Source organism: Pedobacter sp. AC190, assembly GCF_979258025.1.
In genome coordinates, this window is record NZ_OZ409824.1 from 3,856,180 (window position 1) to 3,874,891 (window position 18,712).

Annotated in this window: 18 protein-coding genes; 8 read left to right on the plus strand and 10 right to left on the minus strand. The window is 34.1% G+C overall.

What is annotated here, in order from left to right; all coding sequences use genetic code 11:
• The first annotated feature begins 2 nt into the window (after window positions 1–2).
• From ACZZZI_RS17015 to ACZZZI_RS17030, 4 genes are read left to right on the plus strand one after another with little or no spacing between them, the layout of a single operon-like run.
• Window positions 3–863, plus strand: coding sequence for a bestrophin family protein (locus ACZZZI_RS17015; protein ID WP_344768927.1), 861 nt, complete (start codon window positions 3–5; stop codon window positions 861–863).
• Window positions 863–1,765, plus strand: coding sequence for a histone deacetylase family protein (locus tag ACZZZI_RS17020; RefSeq protein ID WP_424057910.1), 903 nt, complete (start codon window positions 863–865; stop codon window positions 1,763–1,765). Before ACZZZI_RS17015 ends, ACZZZI_RS17020 begins: the two co-directional genes overlap by 1 nt.
• A 24-nt stretch (window positions 1,766–1,789) precedes the next feature.
• Window positions 1,790–2,473, plus strand: a complete 684-nt coding sequence (locus ACZZZI_RS17025) for a pseudouridine synthase (RefSeq protein ID WP_463490181.1) — start codon at window positions 1,790–1,792, stop codon at window positions 2,471–2,473.
• A 38-nt stretch (window positions 2,474–2,511) separates the two neighbouring features.
• Complete coding sequence (locus tag ACZZZI_RS17030) at window positions 2,512–3,246, plus strand: hypothetical protein (RefSeq protein WP_344768921.1); 735 nt, start codon at window positions 2,512–2,514, stop codon at window positions 3,244–3,246.
• A 67-nt stretch (window positions 3,247–3,313) separates the two neighbouring features.
• Here the strand turns inward: ACZZZI_RS17030 and ACZZZI_RS17035 are convergent, their stop codons facing one another.
• The 3 genes from ACZZZI_RS17035 to ACZZZI_RS17045 form a co-directional block, all read right to left on the minus strand.
• Window positions 3,314–4,669: an MATE family efflux transporter gene (locus ACZZZI_RS17035; RefSeq protein WP_463490183.1), complete on the minus strand. Its 1,356-nt coding sequence runs from the start codon at window positions 4,667–4,669 to the stop codon at window positions 3,314–3,316.
• 214 nt (window positions 4,670–4,883) lie between these two features.
• Entirely contained in the window at window positions 4,884–5,513 is a 630-nt protein-coding gene (locus ACZZZI_RS17040; RefSeq protein ID WP_316760275.1) for an AlbA family DNA-binding domain-containing protein, read from the minus strand.
• 10 nt (window positions 5,514–5,523) lie between these two features.
• On the minus strand, window positions 5,524–6,009 hold the full coding sequence (locus tag ACZZZI_RS17045) for a DUF4442 domain-containing protein (protein ID WP_316760272.1): 486 nt from the start codon (window positions 6,007–6,009) through the stop codon (window positions 5,524–5,526).
• A 79-nt stretch (window positions 6,010–6,088) separates the two neighbouring features.
• Between ACZZZI_RS17045 and ACZZZI_RS17050 the strand changes: the two genes are divergently transcribed.
• Entirely contained in the window at window positions 6,089–6,397 is a 309-nt protein-coding gene (locus ACZZZI_RS17050) for a phosphoribosylpyrophosphate synthetase (RefSeq protein WP_463490186.1), read from the plus strand.
• 37 nt (window positions 6,398–6,434) lie between these two features.
• Here the strand turns inward: ACZZZI_RS17050 and ACZZZI_RS17055 are convergent, their stop codons facing one another.
• Window positions 6,435–6,749, minus strand: coding sequence for a hypothetical protein (locus ACZZZI_RS17055; protein WP_463490188.1), 315 nt, complete (start codon window positions 6,747–6,749; stop codon window positions 6,435–6,437).
• Window positions 6,750–6,827: 78 nt separating this feature from the next.
• Between ACZZZI_RS17055 and ACZZZI_RS17060 the strand changes: the two genes are divergently transcribed.
• Window positions 6,828–8,057 carry an MFS transporter gene (locus ACZZZI_RS17060; protein WP_463490190.1) on the plus strand — a complete coding sequence of 410 codons (1,230 nt, stop codon included), beginning with the start codon at window positions 6,828–6,830 and terminating at the stop codon, window positions 8,055–8,057.
• Between the two features lie 260 nt (window positions 8,058–8,317).
• Window positions 8,318–9,211: an oxygen-dependent coproporphyrinogen oxidase gene (gene hemF / locus ACZZZI_RS17065; protein ID WP_316760265.1), complete on the plus strand. Its 894-nt coding sequence runs from the start codon at window positions 8,318–8,320 to the stop codon at window positions 9,209–9,211.
• Here hemF and ACZZZI_RS17070 read toward each other — a convergent pair.
• The 4 genes from ACZZZI_RS17070 to gyrA form a co-directional block, all read right to left on the minus strand.
• A complete protein-coding gene (locus ACZZZI_RS17070) occupies window positions 9,208–9,942 on the minus strand; it encodes an endonuclease V (protein ID WP_463490192.1) in 735 nt (244 codons plus the stop codon). The genes hemF and ACZZZI_RS17070 overlap by 4 nt on opposite strands.
• A gap of 159 nt (window positions 9,943–10,101) precedes the next feature.
• A complete protein-coding gene (locus tag ACZZZI_RS17075; RefSeq protein WP_316760262.1) occupies window positions 10,102–11,247 on the minus strand; it encodes a tetratricopeptide repeat protein in 1,146 nt (381 codons plus the stop codon).
• An 82-nt stretch (window positions 11,248–11,329) separates the two neighbouring features.
• Window positions 11,330–12,418, minus strand: coding sequence for a tetratricopeptide repeat protein (locus ACZZZI_RS17080; protein ID WP_463490195.1), 1,089 nt, complete (start codon window positions 12,416–12,418; stop codon window positions 11,330–11,332).
• Window positions 12,419–12,450: 32 nt separating this feature from the next.
• Window positions 12,451–15,045 (minus strand): DNA gyrase subunit A, encoded by a 2,595-nt coding sequence (gene gyrA / locus ACZZZI_RS17085; protein WP_316760259.1) that lies wholly within the window; start codon window positions 15,043–15,045, stop codon window positions 12,451–12,453.
• A 257-nt stretch (window positions 15,046–15,302) separates the two neighbouring features.
• Between gyrA and ACZZZI_RS17090 the strand changes: the two genes are divergently transcribed.
• The gene (locus ACZZZI_RS17090) at window positions 15,303–16,514 is read left to right on the plus strand and encodes a TCR/Tet family MFS transporter (protein WP_463490197.1); all 1,212 of its coding nucleotides are present in this window, start codon (window positions 15,303–15,305) and stop codon (window positions 16,512–16,514) included.
• On the opposite strand, the gene ACZZZI_RS17095 is transcribed toward ACZZZI_RS17090, so the two are convergent.
• Both ACZZZI_RS17095 and ACZZZI_RS17100 read right to left on the minus strand, forming a co-directional pair.
• Window positions 16,511–17,275 carry a hypothetical protein gene (locus tag ACZZZI_RS17095; RefSeq protein ID WP_463490199.1) on the minus strand — a complete coding sequence of 255 codons (765 nt, stop codon included), beginning with the start codon at window positions 17,273–17,275 and terminating at the stop codon, window positions 16,511–16,513. The two genes, ACZZZI_RS17090 and ACZZZI_RS17095, sit on opposite strands and share 4 nt — an antisense overlap.
• A gap of 50 nt (window positions 17,276–17,325) precedes the next feature.
• Window positions 17,326–18,678: a PhoH family protein gene (locus tag ACZZZI_RS17100; protein WP_316760254.1), complete on the minus strand. Its 1,353-nt coding sequence runs from the start codon at window positions 18,676–18,678 to the stop codon at window positions 17,326–17,328.
• Window positions 18,679–18,712 lie beyond the last annotated feature (34 nt).

Consider the following 18,712-nt stretch of genomic DNA (forward strand, 5'->3'; position numbering starts at 1 on the left):
AAATGATTAATTATAACCCTAAAGATTGGTTTACTTTTATTTTTCAAGTTCATAAGGCCGATACCATCCGAAAGTTATGGCCTTTAATGGTTAGCGTATCAATTTTTTCTGCTTTAGTTGCCTTTTTAGAGCTCAACGTTTTTAAACTTTCTAAAAGTGATTATGTAAGCAATATTGGAATGATGCACAGCTTACTAGGTTTCGTAATCTCCATGTTATTGGTGTTTAGAACCAATACTTCTTACGATAGATGGTGGGATGGACGTAAGTTATTAGGTGGATTAACCAATGTTAGCCGCAATTTTGCAATGAAAATTAAAGCATTGAAGTTACCAGAAGATGATTTACGTTTCTTTGAATACGGTATTCCTAAATATGCTTTTGCTTTAAAAGAGCATCTTCGCGAAAAGCAATACTTCGGAAAAAACAGTTTTTTAATTGAAGTTGATGCCGGCAAACATATTCCGAATCAAATTGCCAGCAGTATGATTACCCGCCTTTACGAGTTATTAGAAAGAGGTTTGATTTCGCAGGAGCAGCTAATTGTTTTAACCAATGATGTAAATCAGTTTACAGATATTTGTGGTGGTTGTGAACGAATCAAAAATACCCCGATTCCTTTTTCATATAGCGCATTTATAAAGAAATTCATATTTATTTATGTACTTACAATTCCTATTGGCTGGGTATTTAGTTTAGGTTACTATTTGGTTTTAATTGTGCCCTTTATCCTCTATGTATTAGCGAGTTTAGAGCTTATAGCTGAAGAAATAGAAAACCCATTTGGCGAAGATGCAAACGACTTGCCAGTAGCTCAAATTTGTGACAATATTGAGAAGCATGTCGAGGAGATTTTAAACTGATGATTTATATTGCCTGGCATGCTTTGTATGCACACCCTTTACCAGAAGGACATCGTTTTCCGATGTTAAAGTATGAATTAATACCTGAACAACTTCTGCACGAAGGAACCATTCAGCAAAGTAATTTATTTAGTCCAGTGCCTGCTAAAGAAGAGGAGATTCTATCAACACACGATAAAAATTATTGGAAGCAACTTAAAGATTTAACGCTTTCTGAAAAAGATCAGCGCAGGATTGGTTTTCCGTTAAATCTGCAATTAGTGGAACGCGAATTAAGGATTGCACAAGGTACAATTGATGGTGTGAAATTTGCGTTAGCCAATGGAATTGCCTTTAATGTTGCAGGGGGAACGCATCACGCAGGAAGTAACTGGGGAGAAGGATTCTGTTTGTTAAATGATCAGGCGATTGCTGCTAACTATTTGTTAAATAACAAATTATCTAATCGTATATTAATTATAGATTTAGATGTTCATCAAGGCAATGGAACTGCAGAAATCTTTAAAAACGAATCAAGAGTTTTTACATTTTCAATGCATGGTGATAAAAATTTTCCTTTTAGAAAAGAGATTTCTGACTTAGACGTAGCGCTAGGTGATGGAATGGAAGATTTTGAATATCTTTCTCTTTTAACTAAAAATTTAGAAAAAGCTTTCGAAAAAGCGCAACCAGATTTCGTATTTTATTTATCAGGTGTTGATGTGCTCGCTACGGATAAATTAGGAAAGCTTTCGCTTAGCAAGGCAGCTTGCAAAGAAAGGGATCAAATTGTACTCGAAGCCTGTAAAGCTAAAAGCTTACCTGTTCAGGTAAGCATGGGAGGCGGTTATTCTACAGACATAAAAGATATTGTTGATGCGCATTGTAACACTTACAGATTAGCTTTTGATTTGTTTACTTAACAATATGCTTATCTTCGCGGCAATATGTTGGAGATAATTTACCAGGATGAAAATTTGATTGCCATAAATAAACCACATGGGTTATTGGTTCATCAATCATCAATAGCAAGAGATGCTACGGAGTTTGCTTTACAAATACTTCGCGATCAGGTTGGGAAACATGTTAGTCCTGTGCATAGATTGGATAGAAAAACTAGTGGAATATTACTTTTTGCTTTTGACAAGGAATCTGAAATCGCTATGCATCAGCAATTTATGAATACTGAAACTGATAAAAAATATTTAGCTATTTTGCGTGGTTTCACCCCTGATTCAATGGATATTGATTATCCTTTGGCAAAAGAGAATGGAACTCTACAAGATGCTTTTACCGCATTTAGAACCCTGCGGAGAGCTGAAGTAGATGTAGCTTTTGGAAAACATCCAACATCAAGATATTCGTTAATTGAGGCAACACCAAAAACAGGAAGGATGCATCAGCTTCGCCGACATTTCAGTCATATTTTACACCCAATTATTGGTGATAGAACTCATGGCTGTAATAAGCAAAATAAATTCTTTTTGGAGCAATGGAACATGACTACAATGCTTTTGCACGCTTCTGAGTTAAGTTTTAAACATCCTATAACTTCCGAGCCAATTCATTTAAAGGCAAATCTTCATGAGGAGTTTAAACGAGTAATGGATTTCATGAATATTAAACTCTAGCACAATTTTTGTCTAGAAATTCTGTTTATAAAGCATCTATGATTAAATCTTTAAAATATACCATCCCAGTTTTAGCGCTTTTTTTAGCGAGTTGTTCTTCAGTTTACATGCCAAATGTCCCAAATACTCCAATGTTGAGTAAACAAGGCGAATTTAGCGGCGGTGCACATATTTCGTTAAAAGGTAATGCAAGCATTAATGGTGCTTACGCAGTTTCCGATCATATTGGTGTTCTTTTTAGTGGCTCAACAATGAATAACGAAAGAAAATCAAAAGACTTTGGTCATAAGCTAATAGAAATTGGTGGCGGCTACTTCGATACTTTCGGACCAGATAACAATCGAATTATTGAAATTTATGGTGGCGTTGGAAAGGGTTGGAGCGATATCACGTTTAGAGATTATAAAGATGATCTTTTAATCAGTAGTGAAGTGCAAGAAGTTGATTACCGAAAGGCATTTCTACAGGTAAACTACAGTTCCAAAAAGAAAAACAATCTTCACCTTTTCGGTACAGACTTTCCAATAAATTATGGTACAGCACTTAGAATTAGCCATATTACAATGGATAGATTCTTTATAAATGGTGTTGTTCAGCCTAAAGAAGATAATATATTTTTCGAGCCTGTTTTCTTTACACGTATGGCACTTAGTAAAACTTTTCAACTGCAATATACAACCAGTACAAATATTGGTTTAAAGAGTCGAAAATATATGTCGGCTGGAAACTCCATCTTTACCATTGGAGTTGTGGTAAACGTTGGGGGAAAATAGATCATTGTTAATTTATTAAACAGAAACTTCCGATTTTTACGATTTAGCGTTGTTTCTGTTATAAAATTTATCCTTTCAAAGCTTTTGCTTTATTCTGAAAACGTAAAAATAATAGGATAGAGGCACTTAATAAGCCAAGTGTTAAGCCATACCATATTCCATTTACACCCAAATTAAGTTTAAAACCTAGTAAATAACCTACAGGAATACCAATTACCCAATAAGCTAAAAAGGTTATAAAAGTTGGAATATTAACATCACCAATTCCGCGAAGGACACCCAGGCCAACAACCTGTGTTCCATCAAACAATTGGAAAAAGCCTGCTATTATTAGTAATTGAGCAGCGATTTTAATAACAGCTAAATCATCAGTGATAATGAATGGTAGTAAATTATTAGCAGCGATAAAAATAATTGCAGTAATCGCCATAAAACCTAAAATAACATGGTAACTGGCAATGGCCGATTTACGTAAATCATCAAAATTATTTTTACCAAAATTATTGCCTGTTTTAATAGTAGCAGCAGATGCAACACCACTGGCAATCATATAAGTCATTGCAGCGAGGCTAATTGCAATTTGATGCGCCGCCTGTTCAACTGCACCAATAGTTCCAATTAATACAGCAGCACCGCTAAAAGCACTAATTTCGAAAGAATATTGCATAGCAACAGGAGCGCCAATTTTTACAATTTTTATGGCTCTAACCTGGTCAATAAAGGTTGCTTTAAAATTGATAAGGTACTTTTTGAAATTTTGAGAGCGCAAAACGTAAATACACATTACGATTGCCATCAAAATACGATCAATTAAGGTGCTTAAACCAACACCGCTAACACCCATCGGCTTAATGCCAAACATGCCTTTAACGAAAATAATTCCTAAAATTACATTTAACAAATTTCCCCATATAGAAACAAACATAGCTTGTTTAGTAAAACCTAAACCTTCGGCAAACTGCTTAAATGTTTGAAAAATTAAGAGGGGAATTATCGAAATGGAAAGTAAATTTAGATATGGTTTTGCATATCCAACAACAGCAGGAGTTTGGTCTAAATGATCAATTATTAATAAAACTCCAAAATGAACAAGAATATATAAAATAATGCCAACACAAATATTAATAATTAAACTTGTTGATAAAAGCTTACCGCATTCGTTGTAATTATTTCGGCCATTTTCTTGTGCAATTAAAGGGGTGATGCCATAAGAAATACCTAAGCCAATAACGAGAATAAGCATAAAAATACTGTTTACTAATGAAACTGCAGCAAGTTGAACCGTATCTGTAAAGTGGCCAACAATAATACTATCGGCCATATGCACCAAAGTATGCCCAAGCTGAGAACCAACAATTGGCAAAGCCAGATGAAGATTTTCTTTATAATAAGGTTTGTATTTTTCGTAAATTTTGGAAAACATAAGTTTGCAAAGGTCGGTTTTTAAAACCTCAAAAAAGAGATTGGCGGAGTATATTTTTATAGATAAGATAAAGAAGAATTTATAATAATGCTGAACTTTACCCTACAAGCGAAGTATTATGCTATAAATATATTAGCATTTTCATTGCAAATAAATACCAAATCTATTGAAGATATTTTTCAACCTGGCAAAAAGATATCAGGTAATTTAGCTGCTACTTAACAGCAGTAAAATATTCTTCTTTTTCGGTTGTATTCGATTTTATAACATTGGTTAAAATTAAACTAACCAATATCTTTTGCGCTTTTCTGTAAGAGCACCGTAAAAGCTTACTAAATTCTTTTAGCGTAATCTTTTCATTTGTTTCCAAATATTGGAGCAGTTTTTTTTCATTGTCCGAATAAGAAATTAATACGCCTTTATCCGTATGGTCTTGTTTTAAAACCTCAACAATAATTTTACTGGCCAAAACACTTTTATCGTCTATACGAATGTATGCCCACCATTTTTTTTGGTCATCGAGTGCATAATGAGGTTTAGTATCGCTTTCTGGAATGTTTACAACCAAAACAAGTTTATCATCAACATAAATTTCCTCAAAACGAGGTTCAATAACTGGTTTACAATATTGATTAGCCGAGGTAAGAATCATGTATTTTTCTTCCTCTTCGGATTTCACTCCTTTTATGGAGCCGTCGTCAGCAACGCCAATTAATAATTTGCCGCCTTTATTATTGGCAAAAGCAACCAGGCTTTTAGCAATTTTTTCGGTATTTGTAATTGTTTTCTTAAAATCGAGCATAACACCTTCGCCCTGCAAAATTAAACTCTTAATACTCGGCATAATCTAAATGTTAGTAAGCAACTCTAGGCTCTTCGCCTTGATGCAGGTTTCTGATATAAACTTCGTTCATTACTGTTGCACAAAGTTCACCCTGTTTATTTGTAATTTCCATCGGATAAGCTTTAACAAACTTACCAACGGTTTTCAAGGCCAGTTCGGCCTCAGCAATCATTTCATCGGTAACTGTAATGGTAAAATATAGGTTAAAACGGCCAGGCTTTAAATATTGTATTGAAGCACTTTTAAGCCAAACTCGAACTTTATAACCTCTTCTTTGCATCAATTGATCGAATAATAATGCGTAAAAAGGATCTGTTGCTGCATAAATTGTGCCTCCAAAAATAGAGCCGTTGTAATTTTTATTTAAAAAGCTTTTACTTAATTTAACCGTGCAGCTTCTAAAATCATTATCGAATTTCTGAACCCAAATGCGCTGAAAAAACAATGGAGGGTAAAAGCGCATAACCCATTTTAGGGTATTTTGAGAAATAATCATACTTACTAATATCAGAAAGATTTGCGATGTTTTAAAGTTTTGCAGATGATGTTTTGGTAATATTTCAGTAAATTACATCATGCATATTTACGATACCGTAACCGCCGCCCTTACCGACTTAGATAGTCGTGGCTACAATTTAGATTTTAATTTAACCTCAGAAGCATTAGAATGTAAATCGATTAATTTGCAATTAATGCCTGAAGAGTTTGAAATAGAAGAGGTTTACCGTTTTGAAGGAATGACTGATCCTGCGGATAGCTCAGTAGTTTATGCTATTTCATCAAATTTGGGCAATTTAAAAGGTGTTTTGGTGGATGGTTATGGTGTTTATGCCGAAAATATTTCACCAGAATTATTAAATAAACTTAAAATTCATCACCAATAAAGTCAACTAATTTATTGTTTGTCTGCGTATTAACCTGTTAAAATTGTAATCTCAAATCAAAAAAATAAAACCAAATGACTACGAGGTTGTTAACAATAGAGATAACAATAAAAACTATGAAAAAAATAATCTTAAGTCTTGCTTTCGCTGGCTCATTAATGATAGCCGCATCAGCATGCAATTCATCTAAAAATATGGCTGGTTCTTCAGACAGTACAAAGATGGATTCTACAACAACACCAATGGCGGATACCACTAAAAAGACGACACCGCCCGATACAATGAAAACAAAAGTGCCAGACACAACAAAGAATATGCCTAAAATGTAGAGCAAAAAGGCTTCCGATTTCAATCGGAAGCCTTTTTTGTTTGTAATGCTTTTATTTATTTGTACTAATTTGTACTTTCAGCATTTAAACCAAATAAATAAATGGATTCTCAAATAAAAAGCAACAACCGAAATGTAATTTTCCTGGTTATAGTGGCTGCATTAGGCTACTTTGTTGATATTTACGACCTTGTTTTATTCTCTGTTGTTCGTGTTCAAAGTTTAACCGAAATTGGAGTTTCACCAGAAAACATGCAGCACGATGGTTTTTTAATTATCAATTCGCAAATGTTTGGTTTGTTGCTTGGTGGAATACTTTGGGGTATTTTGGGCGATAAACTTGGCCGAATAAAAGTTCTTTTCGGGTCAATTCTATTGTATTCATTGGCAAATATTGCAAATGGTTTCGCTACTTCGGTTAACAGCTATGCTATTATCCGTTTTATTGCGGGTATTGGTTTGGCAGGAGAATTAGGTGCGGGCATAACCTTAGTTGCCGAAACCATGGATAAGGAAAAACGTGGTTATGGAACCATGATAGTTGGTGCAATCGGTTTGTTAGGAGCCGCTGTGGCAGCAACCGTAGCTTCTAAATACACATGGCAAACTTCGTATTTTGTTGGCGGCGGGATGGGTTTGGTTTTACTTTTGTTAAGAGTGGGCACTTTCGAATCGGGAATGTTTAAACAGGCTGCCAAAACCGAAGTTTCAAAAGGCAACATTTTTATGCTTTTTAACAATAAAAAACGCTTTTTAAAATACCTGTATTGTATATTAATAGGTATACCACTATGGTTTGTAGTTGGTATTTTAGTAACACTAGCTCCAGAATTTGGTAAAGCCCTAGGTGCTACAGAGCCTTTAAAAGCAGGTACGGGTATTATGTATACCTATTTCGGTATCGCAATTGGCGATGTGGTTACTGGTTTATTATCTCAAGTCCTAAAATCACGAAAAAAAACAGTTTTCATTTTTCACCTACTTTCCGTTGTAAGCGTGGTGGTTTACTTAACTAGTTTCGGACTTAATAGTAGCTCATTTATTTGGATATGCCTATTTATGGGTTTTTCTGTAGGTTATTGGGCAACTTTTGTTACCATAGCATCAGAACAGTTTGGAACAAATATTCGAGCAACAGTAACAACAACAGCACCAAATTTCGTTCGTGGGGCATTAATTCCAATAACTTTTTTATTCGAATTTTTAGCTAAAAAATATAGCTTAATAACTGCTGGCTATTTAGTTATGGCCATTTTAACAGCTATTGCTATTTTCGGATTAAGCCAATTAAAAGAAAGTTTTAACAAGGATTTAGATTATCTCGAAGAATAAAATAATAGAAAAGCTAGGTTCTGTTTTTCATCGGTTACGAAAGTCCTGCTATTCACTACAATCTTTTTGTCACTGGTTTCCGATAAGGTCAGTTTGTATACAACAAAAAGTATTTCCGTTTCTATCAGGTTTAATAAAGTCAGAAATTGCGTAAAACAACCGTAAGCAAGTTCGACTGTCAACAAAATGTACTATATAAACATAAATGGGTATAGATATGCTAATACCCTTAAATTTGTACGGAGTTAAAAAAAATCATCATGTTTAAAGAAAAAGTAGCAGAAAGATATAAGCAAATACAGGATGAAATTTGCCGAGGTTTGGAAATTGCAGATGGCAAAGGGAAATTTGAAGAAGAACTTTGGGAGCGTAACGGCGGGGGAGGTGGACGTACCCGAATAATGCAAAACGGTGCGATTATTGAAAAAGGGGGCGTAAATTTTTCTGCAGTTTATGGTAAGTTACCCGAAACCATAAAAAAAGCTTTCAATGTAACCGAGGATGAGTTTTTTGCAACTGGAGTTTCTATTGTAATTCATCCAAATCATCCGCTGATTCCAATCATACACATGAATATTCGTTATTTTGAATTAAACGAAGAAACACGTTGGTTTGGTGGCGGTATCGATTTAACCCCACATTATATTTTTGAAAATGATGCCCGTTTCTTTCATCATCAATTAAAAAATGCTTGCGATAAATTTAGCAAAGACTTTTACCCCAAATTTAAAGCGCATGCCGATGATTATTTCTTTATTAAACACCGCGAAGAAACTCGTGGCATTGGTGGTATTTTTTACGATAGATTGAAACCTGAGAACACAAATTTATCTTGGGAAGAAATTTTGAACTTTTCTGCAACTATTGGAGAAACTTTCTTGCCAATTTACACCGAACTAATTGAACGTAATTACGATAAAGAATTTACAGAAATTCAAAAAGAATGGCAATATCAGCGTCGTAGCCGATATGTAGAATTTAACTTAGTTTACGATTCGGGCACAAAATTCGGCTTGGAAACCAATGGCAGAATCGAATCAATCTTAATGAGTTTACCGCCGCAGGCTAATTGGGGTTACAACGTTCAACCCGAAACTGATTCTGAAGAATACAAAACCCTGCAATTACTTAAAAAAGGAATTAACTGGATCTAAAATAGCGTTAAAGGCTGTTCAACCAAATGGAAACCAGCCTTTAATTTGCCTGTTCTGAAATCGTTTACAATTTCATGCGCCATTCTTGTTGGTTCTGGTATTCTATAATTTCCAATACATTTTTTCATTATTGCAAGACTTTGCTCTTGAGTAATCAAATGGCCAGCCGAAACATAAACAGGTGCGCAATTTATTTTTGTGCGTAAAGCAAAACCTAATAAATCACCGCGACTGTTAATTTCAGAAGAACTATATTTTGAGTTTTCTGGTACATGATTTTCTCCGTACAAAATGCTCTTTGCACAGCCAATTGTAGCTTGGCTGGTTAAAACTCCAAAATGTGAAGCAACCCCCATTCTTCTTGGGTGTAAAATTCCATTTCCATCTAAAACTACAACATCTGGTTTAATACTTATCAAATCCCAAACTCGCATTAACGCAGGAACCTCTTTAAAACCTAAATAACCAGCTTTATATGGGAAAGATGTTTCGTAAGTTTCTAAAGCAAAAGCTTTTAAACTCATTTCTGGATAGTTCAAAATAACAATCCCAGCGTACATTGTAGTGCTATTTTTATTAAATGAAATATCGGCGCCAGCAATTGTTTTAACGTTATTAATTGGCTGAAACTTTAATTTTTTAGCCAGTTCAATTTGCAAAATATCTGCATCTTCAAAAGAAAATTGATCGTACATAACTACATAACAAATGAAAATGATAATTATTTTCAAAATTTTAAATTAAAACTTGAATTATAAGCACAAACAGATGGAATGATTGAAGTTCTTAAACAATTCGAGAATCAAATTAAATAAGTCTTATAATTAATATTATGTTAAGTTAAAGATTTCGAACATATCCTCTATCATATAATTACAGATAAACTTTACTTAAAACTCTTGTAGTTTTCTTTTTAATTCCTGCACTTTATCTTGTGCATTTTTACGGGTGTAAATTTCAATTAGCAATTGAACAGTTCGCTTATCGTTCGGATTAATTTCATTTGCACGAAGTAAAGAAAATTGTGCTCGGTTTATTAACGAACCATATTGAGCATTTTTATCAGCCTCCGATTTTTTTAACGCATCGTTAGCTATATTTACATAAGCTAAACCAAGTTGGTACAATGCATCAAAGTAATTTTGATCGGTACTTAATGCTTTATTATAAGCTAAAACCGCGGTTGAATTATTACCACCAACTTGCTGTAAATAACCGTATAAGAAAAATAAAAGTTTATTTCCCTTCTCAACTTTTAAATTATTTTCGATTAAGCTTTGAGCTTTATTATAATTCTCTGTATCAAGCAAAAGATTTATATAATCATTGGTTAGATTGTGGTTGTAAGGATTTAAAGCTAAACCATCTTCTAATGTTTTAACCGCAGTTTCGTTATCAAATTTAGCAATATACAATTGCGCCATTTTTTGAAATACAGCAGGATTTTTAATACTATCTTCTTTAGCTCTTTTAAAATATTTTAAAGACTCATCATACATTTGTACATTTTGGGCACAAATTGCAGTATTTAATGCTAATGTAGAATCAGCGGGGAAATTATCACTAACTTCTTTTAAATCATCAAGCGCTTCTTTAAAATCATTATTAAAATAAGCAAGGTTACCCCTCTCCTGTTTTTTGATTAAGATATTGTGTTCAGAAGCTTTAATTAATCCAGATGGATCTTCATATTTGTCTAAGCTTTTTGCCTTTTTAATTGCGCTAACCGAACTATCAAAATATTTAAAAGATGCTGTAACATCTGTTTCGATAATTGCAGCATAAGAAGTCAGATACGATTTAATCGCCCAGGTTTCTGTCCAGTTTTTGGTTTTGTTATCCTGCTCTGCAGATTCTATAGATTTCAGGCCCTCGGTTATAATACCTAACTGCTTTTTAGGATCTTCTTTTCCTGCAAAAGATGCTTGCAATTTACCAACTGAGTTGCGGGCAATTAACATTTGGCTTTTCTGAGCGAAACTATTAAATGATAGCGATATTAAGATGGCGAATAATAAACGTGAACAATTTTGCATAAAATAAAGTAATGATGACGAGGTAAAAATAAACATAAAAAAAAAGGCCCCGAAATTTCAGGGCCTTTTTTTCGGTAATTAATTATTGTTTAGGCAGTGCGTCTAAACGTTTTTTAATTTCCTCATAGTTTTTTGTATCGTTTCTAAAAGCGTAGATGGTTTTTAGAGTTTCTAATGCTCCTTCGTTTTTAGCATCAATATCTAATGCTTTTTTATAGAAAGGTAAAGATTTATCTAGTAAACCATTCATCTTTGTTGTTACCTCATTAAACTCTTTTACTTTTTTAGCATCAATTTTGTTTCTATCTGCCTGAAGTTTTAACGCTTGAGTAAAATAAACATTTCCTAATAAAAGCTGGTAAGTTGCATTGTTTGGCTCTTTTGCGGCCAAAGTATTTAACATTTGCTCAGATTTAGCTACATCACCCTTATTGATATAAATTTGAGTTTCTGTTTTAATATAATCAGCCTCTTCAGGGAATTTAGCCTGAGCTTCTTTAATTAAAGCTAAACCAGCAACTGTATCTTTTTGCTTACTCAAAGCAATACCAATTAACTCAGAATACAATTCTTTTGATTGTGGTGAGTTAAGTGCAATAACTTTTTTGAATTGTGTGATTGTACCTGGATAATCTTCAACATTTCTAGCTGCAATACCTGCATTTAAATACATTGCTGTATCAGTAGGATTAATTACAGTAGCAGCAACGAATTTCTCATACGCAGTTTTATAATCTTTTTTATTATAAGCCGAAATACCAGCATTTCTAACAGCATTAGCGATGTTGGTTTCAGCTAAAGCGATATTTTCTTTCTCTGCACCTTTAGTATCTACTGTTTTAGCTTGTGCAACCGCATCTTGAGCAATTTTTAAATTTGCATCCGCATTTTGTGAATTTGCAGTATCAACTAATGCTGCTGCAGATGCGAATAATGCACGGTAAGACCAAGCTTCTGGCATAATTTTAGATTTTTCATCAGCGATGGCCTTATCTGTATGTGCTAAACCTGCAGATAATGACTCTAATTTTTTAGCTAGAGGAACAGAGGCGGATTGGCCTGTAATTTGGAAAATACCCCATGCTTTTTTAGCATCGGCCACTTCACTTTTCTGAGCAAACGCAAAGCTAACTACACCTGCTAAAATTATACTTAGAACTACTTTTTTCATAAAATTATTATTCTATTCTTATTTAATATGGATTAATTTTCGTCTTCTGTTTCGTTATCAGATTCACCTTCTTCCTCCTCAGTTTCTTCCGTTTCAGCAGTTGTATCGGCTTCTAATTCTTCACCATCCACAACTAATACATCAGCTAAATCTACTGTTTCTTCTTCATCTTCCTCATGGTCGATTTTAGTTACCGATGCAATTTCATCATCGCCTTTTAATGAGATTAAGCGAACACCTTGCGTTGCACGACCCATAACTCTTAAAGCAGATACTGGAATTCTGATTACGATACCTGAACGGTTAATAATCATTAAATCTTCGCTATCTGTAACGTCTTTAATCGAAACTAATTGTCCTGTTTTCTCTGTAACATTAATAGTTTTTACACCCTTACCGCCACGGTTTGTAACACGGTAATCTTCAATGTCGGTACGTTTACCGTATCCTTTTTCTGAAACCACCAACACCGTAACTTCTGGATTATTAACAGCAATCATGCCAACAACTTCATCTTTATCGTGAGCAAGACGAACACCGCGAACCCCAGTAGCAGTTCTACCCATTGGTCTAACCGTACTTTCATTAAAGCGAATTGCCCTACCAGAGCGTAATGCCATAACAATCTCGCTTTGCCCGTTAGTTAAGCAAGCTTCTAATAATACATCGCCTTCATTGATATTAATTGCATTAATACCGTTAACACGCGGACGAGAATAAGCTTCAAGAGAAGTTTTCTTTATGGTACCTTTTTTAGTACACATAATGATGAAATTGTTCTCTAAATATTCTTGATCCTTAAGGTTCTTCACTTTAATGTAAGCCTTAATTTTCTCGTCTTTTGGAATGTTGATAATGTTTTGAATCGCTCTTCCTTTACTCGTACGTGATCCTTCTGGAATTTCGTAAACCCTCAACCAGAAACATCTTCCAGCTTCGGTGAAGAATAACATGTAATTGTGGTTGGTTGCAACCAGCATGTGCTCAATAAAATCTTCATTTCTTGAAGTACTGCCTTTAGACCCTTTTCCGCCTCTACCCTGTGCTCTGAATTCTGTTGCTGGCGTACGTTTAACGTAACCTTCGTGTGAGATGGTGATGACCACTTCTTCATCGTCGATGAAATCTTCCATACTCATATCTTCAGCCGAGTGAACGATAGTTGTACGGCGCTCATCGCCAAATTTCTGTTTGATCTCCTCTAATTCATCTTTGATAATCTGCATACGCAAACCTTCATCATCTAAGATAGATTTCAAGTATTCAATAGTTTTCATTAATTCAGCATACTCTTCTTTAATCTTATCACGCTCTAGTCCTGTTAAACGACGCAATGTCATATCAAGTATAGCACGAGCTTGTAGATCGCTTAATCCGAATTTCTCCATCAAGCCAACACGAGCTTCTTCTGGAGTTTCTGAAGCACGAATTAATTTAATTACTTCATCTAAATGATCTAAAGCAATTAAATAACCTTCTAAAATGTGTGCACGCTTTTCAGCTTCTGCTAATTCGTATTTAGTTCTACGAACAACTACATCATGGCGGTGATCTACAAAATGAACAATTAAATCTTTTAGATTTAGCATTTGCGGACGACCTTTTACCAATGCAATGTTATTTACACTGAAAGAAGTTTGTAACGCTGTGTACTTATATAAATTATTTAATACGATAGAAGCATTTGCATCGCGTTTGATTTCGTAAACAATACGAATACCGTCTTTATTCGATTCATCCTTAATGTTCGAAATACCTTCTAGTTTTTTCTCGCCAACCAATTCAGCAGTCCGCTCAATCATCATGGCTTTATTAACCTGGTAAGGAATTTCAGTAACAATAATTACTTCACGATCTTTAATAGTTTCAATTTCTGCTTTAGCACGCATTACAATACGGCCACGGCCTGTTTCGAAAGCTTCTTTAACGCCAGTATAGCCATAAATAATACCTCCTGTAGGAAAATCTGGAGCTTTTACAAACTTCATCAATTCCTCGATAGTAATATCTCTGTTATCGATATAATTTACAATACCATCAATACATTCTGTTAAGTTGTGTGGCGCCATATTGGTTGCCATACCTACTGCAATACCGCTAGAACCGTTTACTAAAAGGTTAGGGATTTTTGCAGGTAAAACTGTCGGTTCTTGTAAGGTATCATCAAAGTTTAACTGAAAGTCTACAGTATCTTTATTGATATCGGCAAGCATTTCTTCGGCAATCTTAGAAAAACGTGCCTCGGTATAACGCATTGCAGCTGGAGAGTCACCATCAATGTGACCAAAATTTCCTTGTCCATCTACCATTGGGTAACGTAAACTCCAATCTTGAGCCATACGAACCATGGTAAAATATACAGATGCATCACCATGTGGGTGATATTTACCTAAAACCTCACCCACAATACGGGCCGATTTTTTGTGTGGTTTATTACTTGTTACACCAAGATCGAGCATACCATATAAAACACGGCGGTGTACCGGTTTTAATCCATCACGTACGTCAGGCAAAGCCCTCGATACAATTACCGACATTGAATAGTCAATGTAGGCCGATTTCATCTGCTCCTCTATATTAATTTGGATGATTTTGTCGTTTTGTTGATTTTCTAAATCTTCTGCCATAAATTATTATTCTCGTTATCAAAAACGATGTTTCAAAAAGGTATTATTATAACCTTGCGAATTTAACAAAAATATGCCGAAATAAGGCATTGTGGAAAAGTTTTAGCCCTGTGGTAAGGTTTTTAGGTGCCACACTTTTTTTACATTATTTTAGGGTGGTTTACGTCACTTATTATATAACGTAAATAAGTTGCAAGGTTAAACCTGAAAACAATTTATTGATTTAATTACATTTGTAGTATCAAAGGATACATAATATGGCAAAAGAAAAGAAATCAGCAATGATATTTATCATGATCACATTATTGATAGATTTTACAGGTTTTGGTATTATCATTCCTGTTTTGCCTAAGCTGATTCAAGATTTTACTGGAGGCAGTGTTAGCGTTGCTGCAGATTATGGAGGATATTTGATGGTTGCTTTTGCCTTAGCGCAATTTATATTTTCTCCAATTATGGGTGGTTTGAGCGATCAGTATGGCAGAAGACCTGTGTTGCTTTTCTCATTATTTGGCCTGGGTATCGATTATATATTTTTATCTTTTGCACCGACAATTTTCTGGTTATTTATTGGTAGAATCATTGCTGGAGTAACTGGAGCAAGTTTTACAACAGCAATGGCTTACATAGCAGATATTTCAACACCTGAAAAGAAAGCTCAGAATTTTGGTATGGTAGGTGCTGCTTTTGGTATAGGATTTATATTAGGACCCGTAATTGGCGGGTTATTCAGTACCTTCGGATTAAGAGTGCCATTTATGATATCTGCTGGACTGGCTTTGATAAACTGGTTATACGGATATTTTATACTTCCAGAATCATTATCTGTAGCAAATAGAAGAAACTTTTCCTGGAAGAGAGCTAATCCAATAGGTTCCTTTATAAATGCGTCAAAATATCCTGCAATTTTAGGTTTACTTGCCACACTCCTATTATTATATGTAGCTAGTCATTCTGTACAATCAAACTGGTCTTACTATGTAATTGAAAAATTCAATTGGGATTCTACTATGATCGGCTATTCTTTAGGTGTGGTTGGTTTAATGATTGCAATCGTTCAGGGAGGTTTAATCCGTTTTATTATTCCTAAAATCGGTAATAGAAAGGCCATTTATTTTGGATTGATATTATACATCGTTGGATTTATTTGTTTTGCGTTTGCCGCTAACGGACTAATGATGATGATGTTTATAATTCCATATTGTTTAGCTGGAATTGGCGGCCCAGCTATGCAAAGCATTATTTCAAATCAGGTTCCAGAAAATGCACAGGGAGAAATTCAAGGTATAACAACCAGCTTACAGAGTTTGGCAGCCATTATTGGTCCATTTTTAGCCAGCCATATTTTTGTGTACTTTATTCAAGATGGAACACCGCTTTATTTTCCTGGTGCACCATTTATTTTAAGCGCATTTTTAACATTAATTGGGTTGTTCATCGCAATTAGAGCATTGAGGAAATATCATTAATCGTGTGATTTCAATATTTTGTATTCATTAAAAGCCATTACAACATTGTAAACAAGTAAAATTATTCCTCCAACATTAACAAGTTTCTCAAAATCTAGATTCAATAAAGCTGTTAAAAGGAACAGTGTAACAAGTAAGCCTATAGATATAAAAAGAGAGAGCTTAAATGAACGGTAAAGCATGGATAATCGGAATAATGTTTTTTTCTTAAATAGCGACGGATTTTTGATTAATTGAACAATATTACCAAAAACAAAAAATAGTATCAGCATAACTGTAATTCCAGATACTAACCCTTGATTTAAGTCTGGAATTACTAAATAACCGCTGTGGATGAAGTAAGCAACAATTAAAAAGCAAACAAATGCTTTAAGAAGTTGCCAGTTTTTATCTTTTAAAAACCAATTCAACCATTCAAAACCTGTTTCTGCCGCCTTTTCCTGTAATTTTTGCCTTGTTTCAATTGAGAAGGATATGAAAGGGTTTATAATCCCGATAATCAAAATGATTAATGTACTTACAAACTGAAATACTCCATCAGCTATTAAAACTTTAATTTTTTCATCGGTTAATATTCCTTGCTTAAGAAAAGAAATAAGTATTAAAACAATGATTGTCGAATGGAAAATTATGGGGAAATAGTTTTCGATAATGCCATTTTCTGTATTCGGGTTTTGAGTTAGCGCTAGTTTTTCAGCGTCTTTATCCAGGTATTTGTTCATCATACGAATACCTACAAGCAAAATAAATAATGAGAACATTTGGTGTAGAAGAGGTTAGTTTTTACTTTTTTTTGGAACAATATAATAAATTACAACAAATCATTAGCCAAATTTGCTAACTCACTCCGCTCACCTTTATGTAAAGTAATATGGGCATAAAGTGGATGATCTTTTGCATGTTCTATCAAATATGATAACCCATTGCTTTCTGAATCGAGATAAGGTGTATCAATTTGATAAATATCTCCTGTAAAAACAATTTTAGTTTGTTCTCCAGCCCTCGAAATTATAGTTTTAACCTCGTGAGGAGTTAAATTTTGAGCTTCGTCGATAATAAAAAATATTTTGGTAAGTGTTCTTCCTCTTATAAAGGCTAGCGGCGCAATAGCAATTTTTTCTGTTGAAATTAACTCATCTATTTTTGCCACCATTTTTTCATCACCAGCGAACTGTTCTTTAATAAATCGCAAATTATCCCATATTGGGGCCATAAATGGATCAATTTTCGATTTAGCATCGCCAGGTAAAAAGCCGATATCTTTATTGCTTAAAGAAACAATTGGTCGGGTTACGTAAATTTGTCTGAAATCTCTTCGTTGTTCTAGCGCACTCGCTAAAGCCAAAAGTGTTTTTCCAGTACCTGCATTTCCTTGGATGCTTACTAGCTTAATGTTAGGATCGAGCAAGGCATTAATTGCAAATGCTTGTTCAGTATTTTTTGGTTTAATTTTGAAAACAGCATCAGTAGAAACCGATGAAATTGTTTTTAAGCTATTGTTGTAGAATACATTTGCGGTTTTTCTTTTGTTTTTAAGGATGTAAAAATGATTTCCATTTCTTAAAGGAAGACTTGATTCTGCAACATTAGCAAAAGTTTTCTGCTTTACTTCATCTATAATGGCCTCATCGAAATTAGCGATTTCAGTTTTACCAGCATAAAGTTCATCGACGTTTTTAATCTTGCCAGTTTCGTAATCTTCTGCATTTAAATCAAGCGCCTTGGCTTTTAAACGTAGGCATATATCCTTTGATACCAAAATCACTTTTTTATTAGGATTTTGCTCTTTTAAACTTAATGCTGCATTTAAAATTTTATGATCGGTTTTGCCTTTTCCAAATATTTCTTCAGCATTTGTTTTTAGCGGACTTTCGTTTAAAACAACCTTAAACATGCCCGAATTTAAACGATTTAAAGCTACCCAATCACTTATTAATTTCTGTTTCGAAGTTTGATCGATAAGTCTGATAAAGCTTCTTGCTTCGAAATTCCTGGTGTCATTACCGCTTTTAAAATTATCTAGCTCTTCTAAAACCTGAATTGGAATTGCTACATCGTGCTCCTGAAAGTTATTTATTGCATCATGATCATACAAAATGACTGATGTATCCAAAACGAAAATTTTTTTTGAAATAACAGAACCTGATTTAACTTTCTTAGCCATTCTGTAAATTTAATATTTCTTTAATTAAATTTTA

Coding starts and splice junctions, on each gene's coding strand:
- ACZZZI_RS17100 (WP_316760254.1), bottom strand. CDS start 18,678: ATGGCTAAGAAAGTTAAATCAGGTTCTGTTATTTCAAAAAAAATTTTC.
- ACZZZI_RS17015 (WP_344768927.1), top strand. CDS start 3: ATGATTAATTATAACCCTAAAGATTGGTTTACTTTTATTTTTCAAGTT.
- ACZZZI_RS17025 (WP_463490181.1), top strand. CDS start 1,790: ATGTTGGAGATAATTTACCAGGATGAAAATTTGATTGCCATAAATAAA.
- ACZZZI_RS17075 (WP_316760262.1), bottom strand. CDS start 11,247: ATGCAAAATTGTTCACGTTTATTATTCGCCATCTTAATATCGCTATCA.
- gyrA (WP_316760259.1), bottom strand. CDS start 15,045: ATGGCAGAAGATTTAGAAAATCAACAAAACGACAAAATCATCCAAATT.
- ACZZZI_RS17050 (WP_463490186.1), top strand. CDS start 6,089: ATGCATATTTACGATACCGTAACCGCCGCCCTTACCGACTTAGATAGT.
- ACZZZI_RS17030 (WP_344768921.1), top strand. CDS start 2,512: ATGATTAAATCTTTAAAATATACCATCCCAGTTTTAGCGCTTTTTTTA.
- ACZZZI_RS17060 (WP_463490190.1), top strand. CDS start 6,828: ATGGATTCTCAAATAAAAAGCAACAACCGAAATGTAATTTTCCTGGTT.
- ACZZZI_RS17040 (WP_316760275.1), bottom strand. CDS start 5,513: ATGCCGAGTATTAAGAGTTTAATTTTGCAGGGCGAAGGTGTTATGCTC.
- ACZZZI_RS17090 (WP_463490197.1), top strand. CDS start 15,303: ATGGCAAAAGAAAAGAAATCAGCAATGATATTTATCATGATCACATTA.
- ACZZZI_RS17095 (WP_463490199.1), bottom strand. CDS start 17,275: ATGTTCTCATTATTTATTTTGCTTGTAGGTATTCGTATGATGAACAAA.
- ACZZZI_RS17045 (WP_316760272.1), bottom strand. CDS start 6,009: ATGATTATTTCTCAAAATACCCTAAAATGGGTTATGCGCTTTTACCCT.
- hemF (WP_316760265.1), top strand. CDS start 8,318: ATGTTTAAAGAAAAAGTAGCAGAAAGATATAAGCAAATACAGGATGAA.
- ACZZZI_RS17080 (WP_463490195.1), bottom strand. CDS start 12,418: ATGAAAAAAGTAGTTCTAAGTATAATTTTAGCAGGTGTAGTTAGCTTT.
- ACZZZI_RS17035 (WP_463490183.1), bottom strand. CDS start 4,669: ATGTTTTCCAAAATTTACGAAAAATACAAACCTTATTATAAAGAAAAT.
- ACZZZI_RS17020 (WP_424057910.1), top strand. CDS start 863: ATGATTTATATTGCCTGGCATGCTTTGTATGCACACCCTTTACCAGAA.